The sequence below is a fragment of the Novosphingobium ovatum genome (genome assembly GCF_009909235.1).
In the GTDB taxonomy this organism is placed as follows: domain Bacteria; phylum Pseudomonadota; class Alphaproteobacteria; order Sphingomonadales; family Sphingomonadaceae; genus Novosphingobium; species Novosphingobium ovatum.
Genome location: NZ_JAAAPO010000009.1, coordinates 1 through 19,091, shown reverse-complemented (window position 1 = coordinate 19,091; position 19,091 = coordinate 1). Strand labels below are relative to the sequence as shown.

15 protein-coding genes and 1 rRNA gene are annotated in these 19,091 nt (G+C 66.9%); 6 read left to right on the top strand and 10 right to left on the bottom strand.

Annotation, left to right across the window (positions count from 1 at the left end; all coding sequences use genetic code 11):
* Positions 1–14: 14 nt before the first annotated feature.
* The 3 genes from GTZ99_RS16405 to GTZ99_RS16395 form a co-directional block, all read right to left on the bottom strand.
* Positions 15–1,646 (bottom strand): FAD-binding oxidoreductase, encoded by a 1,632-nt coding sequence (locus GTZ99_RS16405; protein WP_161720859.1) that lies wholly within the window; start codon positions 1,644–1,646, stop codon positions 15–17.
* On the bottom strand, positions 1,643–2,080 hold the full coding sequence (locus GTZ99_RS16400) for a c-type cytochrome (RefSeq protein ID WP_227711440.1): 438 nt from the start codon (positions 2,078–2,080) through the stop codon (positions 1,643–1,645). Before GTZ99_RS16400 ends, GTZ99_RS16405 begins: the two co-directional genes overlap by 4 nt.
* Before the next feature lie 101 nt (positions 2,081–2,181).
* Entirely contained in the window at positions 2,182–2,850 is a 669-nt protein-coding gene (locus GTZ99_RS16395) for a TetR/AcrR family transcriptional regulator (protein ID WP_161720857.1), read from the bottom strand.
* 144 nt (positions 2,851–2,994) lie between these two features.
* On the opposite strand from GTZ99_RS16395, the gene GTZ99_RS16390 reads away from it, so the two are divergent.
* On the top strand, positions 2,995–3,570 hold the full coding sequence (locus GTZ99_RS16390; RefSeq protein WP_161720855.1) for a TetR/AcrR family transcriptional regulator: 576 nt from the start codon (positions 2,995–2,997) through the stop codon (positions 3,568–3,570).
* 67 nt (positions 3,571–3,637) lie between these two features.
* On the opposite strand, the gene GTZ99_RS16385 is transcribed toward GTZ99_RS16390, so the two are convergent.
* The 3 genes from GTZ99_RS16385 to GTZ99_RS16375 are packed head-to-tail and all read right to left on the bottom strand — an operon-like array spanning position 3,638 to position 7,730.
* The gene (locus GTZ99_RS16385) at positions 3,638–5,056 is read right to left on the bottom strand and encodes an efflux transporter outer membrane subunit (RefSeq protein WP_161720853.1); all 1,419 of its coding nucleotides are present in this window, start codon (positions 5,054–5,056) and stop codon (positions 3,638–3,640) included.
* A 20-nt stretch (positions 5,057–5,076) separates the two neighbouring features.
* The gene (locus GTZ99_RS16380) at positions 5,077–6,636 is read right to left on the bottom strand and encodes an MDR family MFS transporter (RefSeq protein WP_161720851.1); all 1,560 of its coding nucleotides are present in this window, start codon (positions 6,634–6,636) and stop codon (positions 5,077–5,079) included.
* A 2-nt stretch (positions 6,637–6,638) separates the two neighbouring features.
* Complete coding sequence (locus GTZ99_RS16375; protein ID WP_161720849.1) at positions 6,639–7,730, bottom strand: HlyD family secretion protein; 1,092 nt, start codon at positions 7,728–7,730, stop codon at positions 6,639–6,641.
* 316 nt (positions 7,731–8,046) lie between these two features.
* On the opposite strand from GTZ99_RS16375, the gene GTZ99_RS16370 reads away from it, so the two are divergent.
* A complete protein-coding gene (locus GTZ99_RS16370; RefSeq protein ID WP_201742586.1) occupies positions 8,047–8,526 on the top strand; it encodes a (2Fe-2S)-binding protein in 480 nt (159 codons plus the stop codon).
* Positions 8,523–10,757, top strand: coding sequence for a xanthine dehydrogenase family protein molybdopterin-binding subunit (locus GTZ99_RS16365; RefSeq protein ID WP_161720847.1), 2,235 nt, complete (start codon positions 8,523–8,525; stop codon positions 10,755–10,757). The genes GTZ99_RS16370 and GTZ99_RS16365 overlap by 4 nt, the downstream gene beginning before the upstream one ends.
* Positions 10,758–10,797: 40 nt before the next feature.
* Here the strand turns inward: GTZ99_RS16365 and GTZ99_RS16360 are convergent, their stop codons facing one another.
* Genes GTZ99_RS16360 through GTZ99_RS16350 form a run of 3 tightly spaced genes read right to left on the bottom strand, consistent with a single transcriptional unit; the run spans position 10,798 to position 16,399 of the window.
* Positions 10,798–12,126 (bottom strand): efflux transporter outer membrane subunit, encoded by a 1,329-nt coding sequence (locus tag GTZ99_RS16360; protein ID WP_161720845.1) that lies wholly within the window; start codon positions 12,124–12,126, stop codon positions 10,798–10,800.
* Entirely contained in the window at positions 12,119–15,265 is a 3,147-nt protein-coding gene (locus tag GTZ99_RS16355; RefSeq protein ID WP_201742585.1) for a multidrug efflux RND transporter permease subunit, read from the bottom strand. Before GTZ99_RS16355 ends, GTZ99_RS16360 begins: the two co-directional genes overlap by 8 nt.
* A gap of 15 nt (positions 15,266–15,280) precedes the next feature.
* Positions 15,281–16,399, bottom strand: coding sequence for an efflux RND transporter periplasmic adaptor subunit (locus tag GTZ99_RS16350; protein WP_161720844.1), 1,119 nt, complete (start codon positions 16,397–16,399; stop codon positions 15,281–15,283).
* Positions 16,400–16,502: 103 nt separating this feature from the next.
* On the opposite strand from GTZ99_RS16350, the gene GTZ99_RS16345 reads away from it, so the two are divergent.
* Genes GTZ99_RS16345 through GTZ99_RS16335 form a run of 3 tightly spaced genes read left to right on the top strand, consistent with a single transcriptional unit; the run spans position 16,503 to position 18,900 of the window.
* Positions 16,503–17,180: a response regulator gene (locus tag GTZ99_RS16345; RefSeq protein WP_161720842.1), complete on the top strand. Its 678-nt coding sequence runs from the start codon at positions 16,503–16,505 to the stop codon at positions 17,178–17,180.
* Positions 17,177–18,292: an ATP-binding protein gene (locus GTZ99_RS16340; protein ID WP_161720840.1), complete on the top strand. Its 1,116-nt coding sequence runs from the start codon at positions 17,177–17,179 to the stop codon at positions 18,290–18,292. The genes GTZ99_RS16345 and GTZ99_RS16340 overlap by 4 nt, the downstream gene beginning before the upstream one ends.
* Positions 18,289–18,900 (top strand): DUF938 domain-containing protein, encoded by a 612-nt coding sequence (locus tag GTZ99_RS16335; RefSeq protein WP_161720838.1) that lies wholly within the window; start codon positions 18,289–18,291, stop codon positions 18,898–18,900. Before GTZ99_RS16340 ends, GTZ99_RS16335 begins: the two co-directional genes overlap by 4 nt.
* Positions 18,901–19,002: 102 nt before the next feature.
* Here the strand turns inward: GTZ99_RS16335 and rrf are convergent.
* Positions 19,003–19,091, bottom strand: a 5S ribosomal RNA gene (gene rrf / locus GTZ99_RS16330); the annotation flags it as partial.

Genomic DNA, 19,091 nt, shown 5'->3' with positions numbered 1-19,091 from the left:
CGCGCGCCCTGCCCTTACCGGATGCCCGATTTGCCCGGCGAGAGGATGTGGTTGGGGTCCAGCGCCTGCTTGATCCGGGCGTTCAGGCTGCGGTTGGCATCGCCATATTGGCGCGCCACCAGATCCATCGTGCTCACCCCCGTGCGATAGCTGGCCCAGCCGCGCTGGCCAAAGCGGGTGATCATCTCGCGGATGCAGTCATCGGCCTTCTTTTCCTCGACCGGGTTTTCCTTGTCATACAGGATGAAGATCAGGTGATGCAGCTCGCGCCCGCCGATGGCATAGGCGGCGTGATAGTCCAGATTGTATTTGCCCAAAATCTCCTGCGCCAATGCGGTCTGCTGGGCGGTTTCCTCGCCCTTTGCCGGGGCCACCGGGGCAAAGCACACCATGCCGCCCCCGCGCCAGCGCAAGATGCCCTTTTCCTCCAGCGTCATCTGGCCGCTCATCAGGTTCTTGTGGTGGTTGAACCACAGGTTCCCGCCCATCTCCTTTTCGGTCAGCACCTCCCCGCCCGAGGCCTCGAAGGCGCGGCGCACGATGGGCTCGATCGCGGCGATGATCTCGTCTGTGCCATACAGCGCGAAATAGGTGTTCCACATGCCCAGACCTTGGCGCTTGGCAAAGTCGCGCACCACATCCTGCGGGATGCTGCCGGGCTTGTCCCACAATTCCTCGCGGCGGTGGAACATCGCCACCTGATAGGCCGCCCCCATCATCAGCACCACATTGGGGATCAGGTTGTTCATGCGGAACGGGCGCATGGCATCGACGATCTTGCCCACGTCCGCCATTTCATTGTGGCGCACCATGAAGGGTTTGAACGCGGGCGGTTTGGGCATCAACCAAAAGCCCATCTTGGTCACCACGCCAAAGTTCGACTGGGTAAAGATGCCGTCCAGATAGGGCCCATAGCCCCATTTGAACGCCTGCCACGTGGTGGAATCCTTGACACTGCCCATGCCGGTGCGCACCAGAGTGCCATCGGCCAGCACCACCTCCATGCCGCATTGCATGAAGAAATGGTCGCCATAGGGGGTATAGCCCACGCCCCGGTCCAGCGTGTTGCCCACCGGCGAAACGATCGGGCCAACGGTGGGAATGTCCAGCCAGAACGGCAGGTTATGCTCGGTCAGGTAATCGTGCAGGTCCTGATAGGTCACGCCCGGTTCGACCAGCGCGGTGCCCAGTTCGGGATCAATCGCGATGATCTTGTTCATGCGCTTCATGTCCAGGATCATCTGGCCGCTGCTGGCGGGCGTCGCACAGCCATAGCCCATGTTCTTGCCGGTCGAAACGGTCCAGAGCGGCAGCTTGTACTTGTTCGCCACCTTCAGGATCGCCTGCACCTCCTCGACGCTGGAGGGGGCGACGGCGCCGGCGGGGACGTGTTCGTGCCGGGGATCGGGGGTGAAACTCTTGGCATAGGGCAGGGTCGATTCCGCGTCCGCAAACACCCATTGCGCCCCGACAATCGCGCGCAATTCGGCAACCGCTGCGGCAAAACCCGATTTCGACAGGTGCGCAGGCAACATGCGCGGCCCGTCCAGCGGCGAGGCCACCCCTTGCGCGGCATAGGCGGCAGCGCCTACCGCCGCGCCAACAGCCGACTGGCGGATCACATCTCTGCGGGAAAAGCCGGTCATTGGGCGCGCTCCTTGGTGGCGGCGGGGATGGGGTCAAGCGGCGCGCGCTCGTTGGGATCGGCCTTGGACTGGCTGACCCAGACGGCAAGCGCCTTCAGCTCTGCCGGGCTGATCTCGGTCGGGCGAAAGGCGGGCATGCCGCGCGGGCCGGTGCGGACATACAGCTCGACCATTTCCGCCGGCAGGCCGCGCCCGCGAATGATCGGCGCCACATGCGCCCCATGGCAATAGCCACAGGTGCGGACATAGATCGCCTCTGGCGCGCGGGGGGGCGCGGGCGGACGGCGGAATTGCGCGATGGACGCGGGAACGGCGGTGGTTTGGGGGGCAGGACGCGCGCTGGCATTGGCATCGGCGGCGCCCACCACCATCAGCCAGCCGCACGCCACCGCCCACGCACCGGTACGCGCCCGGTGCACAGCCTGTGCAGACATAACCTCTCCTTTGCTCGCCGGGATATGCCCCGGTCGGATGCGCCGACGGAATCAGACATTCTGTCGGATGCGGGAATGGCTATGCCAAATCTTGCAAATCGTCAAGTTTGGGGCGCGGTTTCCCGCAGCGGCGGCAAGGGCCGGGCGGCGATGGCCTGCGCCGCATCGCGCGCCACGCCCAGCCCGCACAGCACCGGCACGACGATCTGTTCGGGGTAGTCGGGCGCCACCCTTTCGCGCAGCATCGTGCCCATCGCCGCCAATGTCGCGCCCAGGATCAGATCGCGGCCCAGCGCGCTGTGGGGCAGATGCAGCATGCCCGCGGCCATCCCTTCCTGCACGGTGTGCTCGGCCTCGCCATGGGTTTCGGCGCCAAAGATCACCCCGCTGGCCGACAGATTGACCATCGACCAGCCCCAGCGCGGCGCGGCGCGCACCCGGTGCAGATAGAACCGGATCGCGGCGGCCGCCCTTTCGCGCGGATCAGGCAGGGTGGAGAGCGCGTCACGCACCGCGATCAGGAAGTCATGCGTCACCTCCACGGCCAAGGCTTCGCGCAGTTCGGCCATGCCGGTGAAATGGTCGTAAAAGGTGGCGCGGGTGATCCCGGCGCGCTGGGCGATTTCCTCGATCCGGGCATAGAGGCCGCTGTCCGATCCGAACAGGTCAAAGGCCGCCGCCAGAATGCGCGCGCGGGTGCGGGCACGGCGCAGGCGGCCCACCGCCTGCCGCCGCTCGCGCTCGGCCAAAGCGGTCGCAGAGGCGTCCATATTGCTATCATTGACAACCATTTCACGCCCTCCAACGCCGTATCTGATCGCGTGCCTGCCTTAGGCGGTTTGCCCCGCGCCGTCATCCCGATTGCGCCGGACGCACAGGACGCCTACAATGACAGGCTAAACAGAGAAGGACAGATGCCCGCCCAAATCGCCCTTTCCGGCCCGACGCGCAAGGACGCCGTGGCCCGCCGCACAGCGTTGCTGGATGCAGCGATCGACTGCATCGAGGCGCATGGCTATGCCGTGCCGCTGGAGGAAATCGCCGACCGGGCGGGGGTGGGCCGCGCCACTTTATACCGCAATTTCAAGGATCGCGTTGCGCTGGCTTTGGCCATATTCGCGCGTGAGATCGACCAGTTGGTGCCGCCCGAAACGCTGGAACTACCGTTTGAGGACGCGCTGCGGCGGATCGTGCGCGATGGGGCGCGGATGTCGGCGCTGTTCGCCCGCCTGTTGGCCGAGGTGCAGTTGGACGAGGCGCAACTGGCCGCGTTCCGGCAATTGGGGCTGCGTGCCGAACGGGCGCTGGAACCGCTGGTCGCCCGCGCCCATGCCGAGGGCCGGTTGCGGCCCGATGTCGGCGCGCAGGAATTGCTGATGGTGGTGCGGATGCTGGGCGCTCTGTGCAAGCCCTTCAAAGAAGAGGATGAAATCGCCGAGATGGTGACCACGGGGCTGACCCTGCTGCTGCACGGCATCGCCCCGCGCTGAACGCGCCGACAGGCGGCGGGCGCCCCCGTCCGGCTTCAGTCCCGCAGGCCCAGACCGCCAGCGGGCGTCAGTCCCGCCAACCCAGCCCCAACGCCTTGGCCACGGTGATATAGCTGGAGAGCAGATCGGCGCGGGCTTGCGCGGCGGTCATCTGCGCCTGCTGCGCGGTGGCGGCGATGTCTGCCTGTTCCAGCCCCGACAACGTGCCAGCCGCAACGCGCTGCGCCCCCAGATCGGCGGCACGGCGGGCGGCAGCGGCGGCCACGTCCAGTTCCGCCAGACGGGTGCGATTGGCGCGGAATCGTGACAGGCTGCTCTCGGCATCTTCCAGCGCGGTCAGCACGGCGCGGGTATATTGCGCTTGGGCTGTATCCTTTTGCGCGCGGGCCTGTGCCACGCTGGCGCGGCCCTTGCCCCAATCCAGCCCGCTCCATTTCAGCTGCGGCAACACGCCATAGGCGGCCGTGCTGGGGTCAACGATGCTTTCCACCGAATTGCTGCCCATGCCCAGAATGCCGGTGAACGACAGGCGCGGCAACAGCTTGGCGCGGGTGGCGGCGATATTGGCGGTGCTGGCGGCCAGTTGGCGTTCGGCGGTGCGGATGTCGGGGCGGCGCGCAATCAGGCCCGCCGGATCGCCCACCGCCACGCTGGCGGGCAATTGCGGCAAAGGCGCAAGGGCGGCCAGATCGCCATCCAGCGCCCCCGGTGCATGGCCGGTCAGGACCGCCAACTGGTTCAGCGCCACCTCTGCCTGTGCCTGAAGCGGGGCCTGCGCGGCGGCGGCCTGCGCGCGGGCGGTCTGGGCCCGGGCGATATCGGCCTGCGTGGCCGCGCCTGCCTTGAACCGCTGTTCGATCAGTTCCAGCGCGCGGGCGCGCAGCCCGGTCAGCGCGCGGGCCTGTGCCAGCCGCCCCTGCGCGTCACGCAGATTGACATAGGCCTGCGCCACCTGCGCGCTCAGGCTGACCTGCACATCGGCCAGTTGGGCACGCGCCTTGTCACGGGTGGCGGCGGCGCTGGCGTTGTCGGCCGCCTTCATCCCCCAGAAATCCGGCTCCCACGAGGCGGTCGCGCCCAGATTGTAGATTTCCAGATCGGTGCGTGATCCCCCCGGCGTAAAGGCGGGCAATTCCGCCCGCCCGGTGATCAGCGTGGGCGACACCGAAGGCAGATCGCTGGCCTTGCGCTGACGCAGGAGCGCCCCCGCCTCGGCCAGCCGGGCCTGCGCCTCGGCCACCGAGGGGCTGTTGGCCAGCGCCTGCGCCATCAGCGTGTTCAGCCGCGCATCGCCCAGCGCCTCCCACCAATTGGCCAGCGCCGGTTGCCCCGCCGCCAGCCCCGCGCCGCGCGCGAAACGCGCGTCCGATGCCACCGGCGGCGCGGGCGGCCCGGCATAGCGCGGCCCTACCGCACAGGCGCCCAGCGCCAAGGGCAGGCCACCGGCCAGCAGCGAAATCAGCAAACGGGAATGGGCGGGCGTCATGGTGGCTCTCACAGATTGGCTTAATGCATCGGCGCGTCGGGCGCGGCGTCTTTGGCAAAGGGGCGCAGCAACAGGACCAGCGGCAGGACGATCATCGTCCCCACGCCCATGATCCAGAAGATATCGTTGAAGGTCATCACCAGCGCCTGCATCTGGATCTGCGCCTCGATCTGGGGCACGGCGGCGTGCAGGCCGCCCATGGCTTGCACCTTGGCCTGCACCGCCACGCTGTTGGCGCGCAGGCTTTCCTCCATGCGGCGGGCGTGCAGCCACAGGCGTTCGTCCTGAATGATGGCAATCCCCGCCAGCGCCAGACTGCCGCCCAGATTGCGCACGCTGTTGAACAGGCCGGACGCATCGCCCGCCAGTTCGCGCGGGACCGACCGCACACAGGCTTGCGACAGGAACAGCATGCCCAAAATCTGCCCCACTCCGCGCAGCAATTGCGAGACCACGAAATCATCGCCATCGGCCAGGATCGACAGGTTGGAATCCAGCAAAGCCGATCCGCCCATGATCATCAGCCCTGCCGCCACCGCGATCCGCACATCCACCCGTTTCAGCAGGATCGGCACCATCGCCATCATGAACAGGCTGGGCAGGCCAGAGATCAGCACGATCTTGCCCGATTGCAGCGCGTTGTAATTGGCCACCATCGCCAGAAACTGGGGGATGACATAGGAGGTGCCATAGAGCACCATCCCCAGCACAAGGCCCATCGCCGCCACCGCGCCAAATTGCCGGTCCAGCAACAGCTTCAGCTGGATCACCGGGCGGGCGGCATATTTCTGGCCGATCCCCAGACTGATGAACCCGGCCAACGAAACCAGCGCCATCAGGCGGATCACCTCGGAATCGAACCACTGCTCGCGCTGGCCTTCTTCCAGGAGGACCGTCAGCCCGCCCAGTCCCAGCGCCAGCCCGATGATGCCAAACCAGTCCGCGCGGGCAAATTCGCGCAAATGGCTGCGTTCATGCGGCAGCCCCAGAATGAGCAGGCACAACAGCACCGCACACACCGGCAGGTTGATGAAAAAGGCGTAATGCCACGAGATGTTCTCGGTCAGCCAGCCGCCGATCAGCGGCCCCATCACCGGCCCCATGATCGCCGTACAGCCAAAGGCGGCGATGCCGATCGGTTGCTGATGGCGGGGCAATCGCATGGCGATGATGGTTTGCGCCGTGGGGATCAGCGCCCCCCCGGTAAAGCCTTGTCCGACGCGGCCGATGATCATCATCGTCAGGCTGTCGGCCATGCCGCACATCATCGAAAACAGCGTGAACAGGCTGGCCGCGATCAACAGGAATGTGCGCAGGCCCAGCACCCGCTGAAACCATGCCGCCAGCGGGATGATGACGATTTCGGCCACCAGATAGGAGGTGGCCACCCACGTCCCTTCGGTGCCCGACGCGCCGATTTCGCCCTGGATCGTGGGCAGCGCCGAATTGACGATGGAGATGTCCAGCGTCGCCATCAGCGCGCCCAGCGTGCCCGCCGCCACCGCCAGCCATGCCGTCAGATCGGCATTCTGTGGCGCGGCGGGAACGGGCGAAACGGTGGGGGCGGCCGCCTCTGCCATGTTCAGTGCGCGGCCTCGTCACGGGCGCTGATGGTGTCGATGCTGGCCGTCACCGACAGGCCTGGCACCAACAGGCGGCGGATGGCCGGGGTTGCCTCGATCTCGATCCGCACGGGGACGCGCTGGACGATCTTGGTGAAATTGCCGGTGGCATTGGCGGGAGGGATCAGGCTGAAACTGGCCCCGGTGCCCGGCGCGATGCTGGCCACCCGGCCCTTGATCACCTTGCCCTCCAGCGCGTCGACCTTGATCGTCACCGGCTGACCGGGGCGCACCAGCGCCATCTGCGTTTCCTTGAAATTGGCCACGACATACAGCTTGTCCAGCGGGACGATCGACATCAGCCGCATGCCGGGGGTGACATATTGGCCCACGGTCACGCTTTTGTCGCCCACGCGGCCGGCCATGGTGGCGCGGATCTGCGTGGCTGCCAGATCGACATTGGCAGCCGACAATTGCGCCGCGCCGCCCTGCCCCTGCGCGCCAGCCTGACGCACCTGCGCCTCCAGCGTGGAAAGCCGGCGCTGCTGCGCCTCGACCATGGCGGATTGGGCGCGGACCTGCGCGGCGGACTGATCGGCGGCGGTGCGCAACTGGGCCAGTTGCTGCGCCTGCTCGGCCCCGCTGGCGACCAGCGGCGCGAAACGCTTGACCTGATCGGCGTCGAACTGCGCCTTGGCCTGTGCCGAGGCCAGTTGCGCGCGGGCCTGTTCGATCGCGGCCTGTTGCTCGGCCATGGCCGATTGCGCATTGGCCTGCAACGCCTGCGCCATGGCGATCTGGGCCGATGCCTGATCGGTCTTGGCCCGGTAATCGCGCGGGTCCAGCCGCAGCAAGGGCGCGCCAGCCGCCACGTCCTGATTGTCCTGCACCTGCACATCGGTAACATAGCCCGACACGCGCGATGACACGGTCAGCGAATCTGCCTGTACCTGCGCGTCATTGGTTTCCTGCTGATATTGGCCGTGGGTGTAATAGCCATAGCCATACCACGCCCCGCCCAGCACCGCCGCGCCCAGCACCGTCAGGATCACGCGGCGCGCGGCCGGATTGCGCGGGGTTTGGGTTTCGGAAAGCTCGGGCGTATCGGCCATGGGACACTCGCAGATGGGGGCGGGACAGGCGGGGGCCTGCCGCGGCGCGGTAACGGACAAAGTGTCCGGTAATGCCTTTGCGCCCGCTATGCAAGAACATTGCCCGGTCACGGATACCTATCCATTCAGGCCAGCCGGGCCGCCAGTACACTTGTGGCCGCTGCCAATCCACGACGGACGCGCTATGGGCCGGTTGCCGCAACCAACCGCCGGACATGCCTGTTCGGGCGGTTGCGCAAGCGGGCTTTCGCCCCCACATTGCACCGCAATACTGATCCGGCGCCCCCGCCGGCCCGTCCAAAGGTTACGCCCCACCATGATACAACTGACCATCAACGGAAAAGCCCATAGCATCGATGCCGAGCCCGACACGCCGCTGTTGTGGGTACTGCGCGATGATCTGGCGATGACGGGCACCAAATATGGCTGTGGCGTGGCGCAGTGCGGCGCGTGTTCGGTGATGGTGGATGGCGAGATCACCCGGTCCTGCATCACCCCGCTGGAACTGGTCGCGGGGCGCAAGGTCACCACGATCGAGGCGGTGGAGGCCGATCCCGTTGGCGCCCGCGTCGTGGCCGCATGGGAGGCGCATCAGGTGCCGCAATGCGGCTATTGCCAATCAGGTCAGGTGATGGCCGCGACCGCCCTGTTGAAGGCCAAGGCCAAACCCTCCGACAGTGACGTCGAGGACGCGATGGTCAACCTGTGCCGCTGTGGCACCTATAACGCGATCAAGGCGGCGGTGCGCGATGTCGCGGGCCTGAGCGCCCCCGCAGCCGGGAGCAAGGGCGCATGAACCACATGAGCCAGCCGCAGGGCGAAACGCTGCCGACCGGCGATCCGGTCAATGTCTCGCGCCGGGGGGTGCTGGGTGGTCTGGCCACGGGCGCGCTGGTGCTGGGCTTTGGCCTGCCGGTGGGCGCGGCGCGGGCGCAGAGCGCGGCGGCTGCACCGATTGTGCCGGGCACCCGCGTTCCGGCCTTTCTGGCGATCCTGCCCGATGGCCGCATCCGGTTGCAAAGCCCCTTCATGGAGGGCGGCCAAGGCATCTGGACCGCGCTGGCCCAGATCGTGGGCGAGGAGCTGGATGCCGATCCGGCCAGCTTTGTCATCGAAAACGCCCCCACCGGGCGCGATTATCAGGTGGTGTTTGGGCAGATGCGGATAACCGGGGGGTCGTTCTCGGTCCGCAGCAGCTATGCCACCATGCGCAAACTGGGCGCGACCGCGCGCGCCATGCTGATGCAGGCCGCCGCCAGCCGCTGGCAGCTGCCGGTCTCGGCCCTGACGACCCAGCCGGGCAAGGTGGTCCACGCCGCCTCTGGCCGGGTGCTGACCTATGCGCAACTGGTGCAGGGCACGCTGGACCTGCCCGCGCCCGCCGCGGTCACGCTGAAGGATCCGGCCCAATTCCGCTGGATCGGCAAGCCGGTCAAGCGGCTGGACGTGCGCGACAAATCCACCGGGCGGGCGCAGTTCTCGATCGACATGGCGGTGCCGGGCATGTTGCATGCCGCGGTTCAGCATGCGCCCCGTCTGGGCATGACCGTCACCCGCATCCGCAACGAGGCGGCGGTCAAGGCCATGAAGGGCGTGCATTCGGTGCATGTGCTGAACGGCGCGGTGGCCGTGGTGGCGCAGCGTTTCTGGCACGCCCGCCGCGCGGTTGAGGCCGCGCAAGTGGATTGGGCCGAGGCGAGCGGGGCGACCTATCGCCCCATGCCCGCCAGTTTTTCCTCGGCCGCGTTTGCGGCGCAACTGGCCACCACACAGGGGACCGAGGAGGTGGGCGAAAGCAGCGGGGACATCGCCGCCGCGCTGGCCAGCGCCAAGACCACGATCAGCGCCACCTATCACAGCCAATATCTGAACCACGCCCAGTTGGAGCCGCCCTCGGCGCTGGCGCGGTTCAATGGCGACGGCACGCTGGAGGTGTGGCTGCCCAATCAGGCCCCCGACATCTTTCTGGGCGAGATCGCCAAGGCGTCCGGCCTGCCGCCCGAAAAGATCACGGTCCATTCGCCGCTGCTGGGCGGGTTCTTTGGCCGCCACTTCATCTATCCCCACGCCAGCCCATTTCCGCAGGCGATCGAGCTGGCCAAGCGCGTGGGTGCCCCGGTCAAGCTGATCTGGACGCGCGAGGAGGAGTTCCTGCGCGATCCCTTGCGCCCGATGGCGGCGGTGCGGTTCCGCGCCGCGCTGGGCGCCGATGGCCTGCCATCCGCGATCGAGGCCGTCAGCATCACCGAAGGCCCGACCGAGGGCATCGCCGACAAGCGCAGCGGCAAGATCGATCCGGCAGCGCTGGAGGGCCTGACCGGCAAGGCCTATGCCCTGCCCGCCAAGCGCATCGCCCAGATCTACGCCAAAAGCCCCGCGCCGCTGGCCTATTGGCGGTCGGTCGGCAATTCGATGAACGATTTCTTTTACGAAACGTTCCTGGACGAAGTGGCCGACAAGGGCGGGCAGGATCCATTCGCGCTGCGCATGAAGCTGTTGCAGGGCAACGCGCGGCTGACCAATCTGTTGCAGGCGGTGGCCGATCTGGCGGGCGGGTGGAAGGCCGGGCCCTTTACCGCGCCCGATGGCAGCAAGCGGGCGCGCGGCGTGGCGATGGCCTCGCCCTTTGGCACCGAAACCGCCGCCATTGCCGAAGTTTCGGTCAAGGACGGGCAGGTGGTGGTGCATGACCTGTGGCAGGCGATCGATCCGGGCAACATCGTCAACCCGGCGATCATCACCGCACAGGTCAATTCCGCCGTGGCATTGGGCCTGTCGCAGGTGTTGATCGAGGAAGCCGTGTTCAAGGACGGCCTGCGCGAGGCCCGCAACTTTGACGGCTATTCCATCCTGACGCCTGACCGCATGCCGCGTGTCCATGTGCGCGTGGTGGAAAGCGGCGCGCCGATGGGCGGAATTGGTGAGCCCGGCCTGCCTGCGGTGCCGCCCGCCGTGGCCAATGCGGTTTCGCGCCTGTTGGGCCGCCGCATCCGGCGGATGCCGATTGGCCGGGTGGATCAGGCCTGACACGCAAAGGGGGCGGGGCTGTGATGGCCCCGCCCTTTTGTTACATGCCGCCCAATGCGCGGTACAGCCGAACCATCCCCACCAGCGCCGCCGCCCGCGTCGACAGCAGCGTCTGGTGCGCGGCATAGGCGCTGCGCTGCGCGTCCAGCAGCTCCAGCCGACTGTCCACCCCCGCAGAATAGCGCAATCGCGACAGGCTGGCGCGCCTGTCCGCCGCCGCCGCCGCCGCCATTTGCGCGGTGATCTGCGGGCCATAGGTGGTCTGGGCGGAAATGCCGTCGGCCACTTCGGCAAAGGCGGTCTGGATCGCCTTTTCATATTGGGCCACGGCGATGCCGCGCGCCGCCTTGGCCTGTGCCAGATTGCCGCGCAGGCTGGACGGAGGAAACAGCGGCACCGACACGGCGGGCGTATAGCTCCACGTGCGGTTGGCGCCGCCAAACAGGCCCGACAATCCGGGGCTGAGCGTGCCCAGCGCCGCCGTCAGCGACAGGCGGGGAAAGAACGCCGCCCGCGCCGCCGCAACATCGGCCTGCGCCGCGCGCAAGGCATATTCGGCCTGCACAATGTCGGGCCGCGCCAGCAACAGATCGGACGGCACCCCCGCGCCCAGTGACGCGGGCAGCATCGCGGCCATCAGCCCCACGGGCGCGGGCAGATCGGCGGGCGGCTGTGCCCCCACGGCCAGCGCCAGCGCGTGGGCGGCCTGCTCGCGCTCGCGCTGGCGCTGGGCCAGATCGGCTTCGGCCTGACGGACCAGCCCTTCGGCCTGCGCGACATCGCTGCCGCTGGCCTGCCCCGCATCATGCAAGCGCCGCGTCAGATCCAGCGACACTTGCCAATCGGCCAGCGTCGATTGCGTCAACTGCCATTGTTCCTGCGCCAAAGCTTGCGCGACATAGCTTTCGGCCACCGCCCCGATCACCGTCAGCCGCGCCGCGCGCTGCCCAGCCTCGCTGGCCAGATAGCGGTCCTGCGCCGCGCGGGTCTGGGCGCGCAACCGGCCAAACAGGTCCAGTTCAAAACTGGTCAGGGCGATCTGGCCGGTCAGGTGGTCGGCGGCCGTGCGGGTGGCAACCAGCGAGCCTTGCGCCTCCAGCGTGGGCATTTGCGCGCCCCGCGCCACCGTCAGGCTGGCCCGCGCCGCCTGAGCGTTCAGCGCGGCGATGCGCAGATCGCGGTTTTCCTGCAAAGCCAGCGTGATCAGCGCCTGCAACCGGGCATCGCCAAACATCGCCCGCCATTCAGGCACCACACGCGGCCCGGTTTGGGCAAAATGGTCGGGCACCGGGGCGGCGGGCATGACGCCCTGCCCGCCCGCGCAACCCGCCAGCATCAGCGCCATCAGCGCGATCATCCCCTTACGCATCGGCCTGCTCCTGCCCGGCGGGGGCCGAGGGCGGGCGGCGCCAGCGTCCCCTACCCAGTTTCTCGCTGATGCCCATCGCCACGACAAAGAACACGGGGACAAAGAACACCGCCAGCACCGTGCCCGAAATCATGCCGCCAAACACGCCCGTGCCAATCGCCGCCTGTGTTTCGGCGCTGGCCCCGCGCGCCAGCATCAGCGGCATGACGCCCAGCGTGAAGGCCATGGATGTCATCACGATCGGGCGCAAACGCACCTTGGCCGCGGCCATCGCGCTTTGCATCAATCCCATCCCGGCCGCGCGGTAATGGCGGGCGAATTCCACGATCAGGATGGCGTTTTTGGCCGACAGGCCGATGATGGTGATCAACCCGACCTTGAGGAACACGTCATTGGCCATGCCGCGCAATTCCACCGCCGTCACCGCGCCAATCAGCCCCAGCGGCACCACCAGCATCACCGCCAGCGGCACGGCAAAGCTGTCATACATCGCCGCCAGCACCAGAAATACCGCCAGCATCGACAGCGCCAGCAACATCGGCGCCTGCGCCCCCGATTGCTGCTCCTGATAGGACAGGCCGGTCCATTCGATGGCGAAACCGGGCGGCAATTGCTTGGCCAGCGCTTCCATTTCGGCCATGGCCTCGCCGCTGGAGACACCAGGCGCCGCCATCCCCGACAGGCGCATCGCCGGATAGCCGTTATAGCGTACCAGTTGCAGCGGGGTTTGTTGCCATTGGGCAGTGACGACTTCGGACAAAGGCACCATCGCCCCGGCGTTGTTGCGCAGGTTCAGCCGCATCATGTCCGACAGATTCATGCGATAGGGCGCGTCGGCCTGCACGATCACCTGCTGCATCCGCCCATTATTGGGGAAATCCCCGACATAGGCCGACCCCATTGCCGCCGAAAGCGTATCGCTGATCCGGCTGAACGGTACGCCCAGCGCCTCGGCCTTTTGGCGGTCGATGGACAGGTGGATGCTGGTGCCCGCCGGCAGGCCATCGGGATAGACGCCCACCACCTTCTTGCTTTGCGCCGCAAGGCCCAGCAACTGGTTCTGCGCCGCCACCAGCGCGTCATGTCCGCGCCCGGCCCGGTCCTCCAACCGCATGGCAAAGCCCGAGGAATTGCCCAGTTCATCAATCGCGGGGGGCATCAGGCTCATGATGACGCCTTCCTTGATCACCGACATCGCCTGCATGGTGCGGGCGACCTCGTCCTGCACGGTGGCGCCGCCGCGCTGCGCCCAATCCTTCATCACGGTGAACACCACCGCCGCATTGGGCCCCGCCCCGGCAAAGCCAAAGCCCAAAATCGCCTCGTTGCCCGCGATCCCCGAACGCGTGGCGGTGTGGCGTTCCAGCGTCATCACCGCCTCACGCGTGCGTTCGGCCGTGGCGTCGGCGGGCAATTGGAACGCGGTGATGTAATAGCCCTGATCCTCTTCGGGCAGAAAGGCGGTGGGCAAGCGCCAAAAGGCAAAGCCCAGCAAAGCCACCACCACGCCCAGCGCCACCATCGCCCGCATGCTGCGTTTGAGCACCCGCGCCACCCATCCGGCATAGCCGCGCGCCATCCGGTCAAAGCCCCGGTCAAAGGCGGCGAAAAAGCGCGGCTTGGCCCGGTGGCCGATCACCGGCTTCAGCACGCTGGCGCATAGCGCGGGCGTCAGCGAGAGCGCCAGCACCGCCGAGATCAGGATGCTGACCGCCATCGACATGGCGAATTGGCGATAGATCACCCCCACCGATCCGCTGGCAAAGGCCATGGGGATGAACACCGAAACCAGCACCAGCGTGATGCCCACCACCGCGCCGGTAATCTCGCGCATGGCCTTTTTGGTGGCTTGCAGCGGGGGCAGGCCTTCCTCGGCCATGATGCGTTCGACGTTTTCGACCACGACGATGGCGTCATCCACAATGATGCCGATCGCCAGCACCATGCCAAACATCGTCAATACGTTCAGTGAATAGCCCGCCAGCGCCATCACCGCCACCGTGCCCAGCAGCGCGATCGGCGCCACCACGGCGGGCACCAGCGTATAGCGGATGTTCTGCAAAAACAGGTACATCACCAGAAACACCAGCACCATCGCCTCGGCCAGCGTCTCCAGCACCTTTTCGATGGAGACGCGGACAAAGGGGGCGGTGTCGAAGGGAATCGTCCATTCCATGCCACTGGGCATCGCGCGGGCGATTTCGGCCATGCGCTTGCGCACCGCGTCCGACACCTGCACCGCATTGGCGCCCGGCGCCATCTGCACCGCCAGCGATGCCCCCGCGCGGCCATTCTCGCGCGTGGACATCATGTAATTCTGCTGGCCCATCTCGACCCGCGCGACATCGCCCAGGGTCACCGCCCCGCCATTGGCATCGGCTTTCAGCACGATGCGCGCGAATTCGGCGGGCGTGGTCAGCTGGCCGCTGGCGGTCAGCGGCACCAGCACGCGTTGGCCCTTCAACGCCGGTTCGGCGCCCAGCGTGCCCGGCGCGATCTGGATGTTTTGCGCGGCAATCGCGGATGTCACATCCGCCATTGCCAGATCATAGGCGATCAGCTGCGCCGGATCGACCCAGACCCGCATCGCCTTTTCCGCCGAGAAGCTTTGCACGCGGCCAACGCCGGGAATGCGCTTCAGCTCGTTCACCACATTGCGCGCCAGATAATCGCTCAGCGAAGCCTCGTCATAGCGGCCATCGGGCGAATTCAGCCCGACCAGCAACAGGAACCCGCTATTGGCCGCCTCGACCGCCAGACCATATTGGCGCACGGTCTGCGGCAGGCGCGGCTCGATCAGCTTCAGCCGGTTCTGCACATCAACCAGCGCCATGTCAGGATCGGTCCCCGGCTGGAATGTCGCGGTGATGGTGGCCGAACCGGATGTGTCGGCGCTGGCCTCGAAATAGAGCAGGCTCTTGGCGCCCGACAATTCGCGCTCGATCAGGGCGACAACGCCGTCATTCATCGTCTGGGGCGTGGCCCCCGGATAGGTAGCGGTGATCGTCACCGCGGGCGGCGCGACCGAAGGGAACCGCGCCACGGGAATCGATGGCAGCGCGATCAGCCCTGCCAGCGCGATGGCAATCGCCACCACCCAGGCAAACACGGGGCGCGTAATGAAAAACTGGGGGATCATCTGGGCCTCCGTTGATCAGCGCGCCGCGCGCCAGGGCAGCGCCTTGACCGGCGCGCCCGGCAGGACGCGGTCCATGCCCACCACCACCACCTGCTCGCCCGGCTTCAGCCCCTTGAGGATGATCACCTGCCCGTCGACCACATCGCCCGCCTCGACCATGCGATCGGCGATGGCCTTGCCGGTCCAGACATGCACCAGCGCGCGGCCGGCCGCGTCATGGGCCACCGCCTGTTGCGGCACGGTGATGGCATTGCGCAGGTGCAAACGCGGCAGGCGGGCGCGCACATACATGCCCGGCAACAGCCGGTTGCCCGGATTGTCCACCAGCACCCGCACCACCGCATTGCCCGTGCCCGCATCCACCGTCACATCGGAAAACAGCAATCGCCCCTTGACCGGATGCGGCGCGCCCGAGGCACCGATGATCTCGACCGGGGCGGCCACCGCCCCCGCGCCTTCGGCCACCGCCGCGCGCAAGGCGTCCAGACGGGCGGCGGGCTGACGCACGTCCACATACACCCGGTCGATCTGTTGCACGGTCGCCATGGGGTTGGCATCCGCCGTACCCACCAGCGCGCCTTCGGTCACGCGGGCCGCGCCGATCTGGCCCGCGATGGGCGATGTCACCCGCGCAAAGCCCAGATCCAGCCGCCGCCGGTCCAGAGCCGCGCGCGCCGCCGCCACATCGGCCGCCGCCTGATCGCGGGCGACCACCGCATCGTCATAGGTCTGAGCGCTGATCGCATCGGCCCCCACCAGCGGTTTCAGCCGATCAGCCTGACTCCGCGCGCGGGCATAGGTGGCCTGCGCCCGCGCCATCGCCGCCCCGGCGCTGGCCGCATCCGCACGGAACGGGGCCGGGTTGATCTGGAACAGCGGCTGTCCCGCGCCGACCATCGCGCCTTCGGTAAACAGCCGCGCCTGCACAATCCCGCCCACCTGCGGGCGGATCTCGGCCGTGCGATAGGCCACCACGCGGCCGGGCAATTCATCGGCCAGCGAAATCGGCTGCTGCGCGGCAGGGGTGATCAGCACCTCGGCCACGGGGGGCGCCATCGGCGGCGCGCCACTGCCACAGGCGGCCAGCAACAGGGTCAGGACAGGGATCAGCGGACGGGAAAGAGAATGCACCATGCTGGACCTATGGCTGGGCTGCGTTGCCCTTGTGTGGAGGTTGTGTGGAGATTTGATGGAGGCGTCTGGCGACACATACGTCTGCCATGATAACGCCTTTGCCATGAGCGCGCTTGCACTGATTGCCGAAGACGACGGCGACATCGCCGATATCCTGCGCGCCTATCTGGAGCGTGAGGGGTTTCGCACCGTGCATGCCGCAGATGGCCGGGTGGCGCTGGACCTGCACCGGGCGCTGCGGCCTGACATCGTGTTGCTGGACGTGGGGATGCCGCATCTGGATGGCTGGGCGGTCCTGTCCCAGATCCGCCGCGAGGCCGAGACCCCCGTCATCATGATCACCGCGCTGGATCAGGATATCGACAAATTGCAGGCGCTGCGGATCGGGGCGGATGACTATGTGGTCAAACCGTTCAACCCGGTCGAGGTGGTGGCCCGCCTGCGCGCCATCCTGCGCCGCACCGGACAGGGCGCGGCAGGCGCGGTGTTGCGCGTTGGCGCGATCGAGGTCGACACCGACAGCCATATTGTGCGCGTCCATGGGCGTGACCTGCCGCTGACCCTGACCGAATTTCGCCTGTTGCTGCATATGGCCCGCAGCCCGCACAAGACATTCGCCCGCGGTGAATTGGTCGATGCCTGCCTGCCCGGATCAGACGCGCTGGACCGCACCGTCGACAGCCACATCAGCAAACTGCGCCGCAAGCTGGAAGAGGCGGGCGTCGCGGGCGTGCCCGCAGGCGTGCGCGGCGTGGGCTATCGCATGGGCGCGGCGGCATGAACATGCGCCGCCAGCCCCGCTTTGACCTGTCGCGCCATTTGACGCTGGCCATGGCGATGGTGGCGGTGGGCACGGTCGTCTTCAGCTTTCTGGCGTTCTATGTCGCCTATACGGTGGCGATCCATATCGCCCCGCAACTGTTCCCGCCCGACTATTCCGCCCTGCCCAGCGGGTGGGATCTGGCGATCATGGGGGTGGTGACGGCGATGGGCATCGCCTTGTCCGGGTGGCTGGGACTGCGCATTTCGCGCTGTATCGTCCTGCCCATGCACGAGGTCGCCCGCGCCGCCCGCGCGATCGCCGATGGTGACCTGAGCGCGCGGGCCAATCCCGTACTGGAAGCGCCGGGCGAAACCGCGATGCTGGTGGCCGATTTCAACACCATGGCGGCGCGGCTGGAAAAGGGGGCGCATAATGCCATCAGTTGGAACGCCCAGATCGCGCATGAATTGCGCACGCCGCTGACCATTCTGAAGGGGCGGTTGCAGGGCGTGTCGGATGGCGTCTTTGCCATGGACGAGGCCTTGTTGCGCGGGCTGTTGTCGCAGGTGGATGGTCTGGCGCGGCTGGTCGAGGATCTGCGCTGTGTCAGTCTGGCCGATATCGGGCGGCTGGAACTGCGGCTGACCGACGTCGATCTGACGCAGGAATTGGCCGAATGGGCCGCCTTGATGCAACCCACACTGACCAAGGCGCAATTTGGCCTGCACGTGTCCTGCCCGCCAGTCATCGCCCGGCTGGATGCGGGACGGTTGCGGCAGGCATTGCTGGCGCTGCTGGACAATGCCTTGCACTATGCCCACCCCTGCACCTTGCGGCTGGAGGCGGCGTTGGGGCCAAACGGGCTGGAAATCGCGCTGGGTGACCAAGGTCCGGGCGTCCCCGAGGCGCAGGTCGAGGCGCTGTTTGAGGTGTTCAGCAGGGGCGCAAGCGCGCAAAACACCCATCGCACCGGATCAGGACTTGGCCTGGCCGTGGTGCAGGCGATCGCCAGCGCCCATGGCGGCAAGGCAGCCTATCACCGAGACGGCACGCAATCGCGCTTTCTGCTGTTGCTGCCCCAGCCTGCCCTTGTGTCCACCTTCGTCCCAACCGGCGAGAACCTGCCATGACCGATCCCTTGAACCTGCGTCGATCCTCTGCGGCGGCGCAGCGCAATCGCGATCCCATTCTGGAGGTGCTACGCGCGCATCTGCCGCCCAGCGGACTGGTGCTGGAAATCGCCAGCGGCACCGGGGAACACATCACCCATTTCGCCCGGCACTTGCCAAAGCTGACGTGGCAGCCGTCTGACCCGGCGCCCGAAGCGCTGGCCAGCATGGCCCGTTTCATGCCCGGCGATTTGCCCAATCTGCGTTCGCCGATAGCCTTGGACACGCGACAGGCACCTTGGCCCGTTGCAGAAGCAGCCGCCATTGTTTGCATCAACATGGTGCACATCAGCCCTTGGTCCGCGACAGAGGCCCTGATGCGGGGCGCCAAGAGGGTGCTTCGCCCCGGCGGTGTGGTCTATCTGTATGGGCCCTATCGGCAGGCTGGATTGCCTCTGCAGCCGGGGAATGCTGCATTCGACAGCGATTTACGCAGCCGCCATCCAGAATGGGGCCTGCGGGAAGTGGCCGATGTCGTGGCATGTGCGCAAAGCCATGGATTCTACCATCACGATACTGTCCATATGCCGGCTGACAACCTGTCCCTGGTGTTGATCAGGGGAGAATAAGCTCAAACGACAAAAGCGCCCTACCGGCATGAGGTAAGGCGCTTTTTCTTATTTATACAGACAATGCAAATGGGTTTTTTGTGTGATTGCGCGAGCGATAATGCCTGGCGACGCCCTACTCTTCCAACGCTTGAGCGTTAGTACCATTGGCGCAAACTACTTTCACGGCCGAGTTCGAGATGGGATCGGGT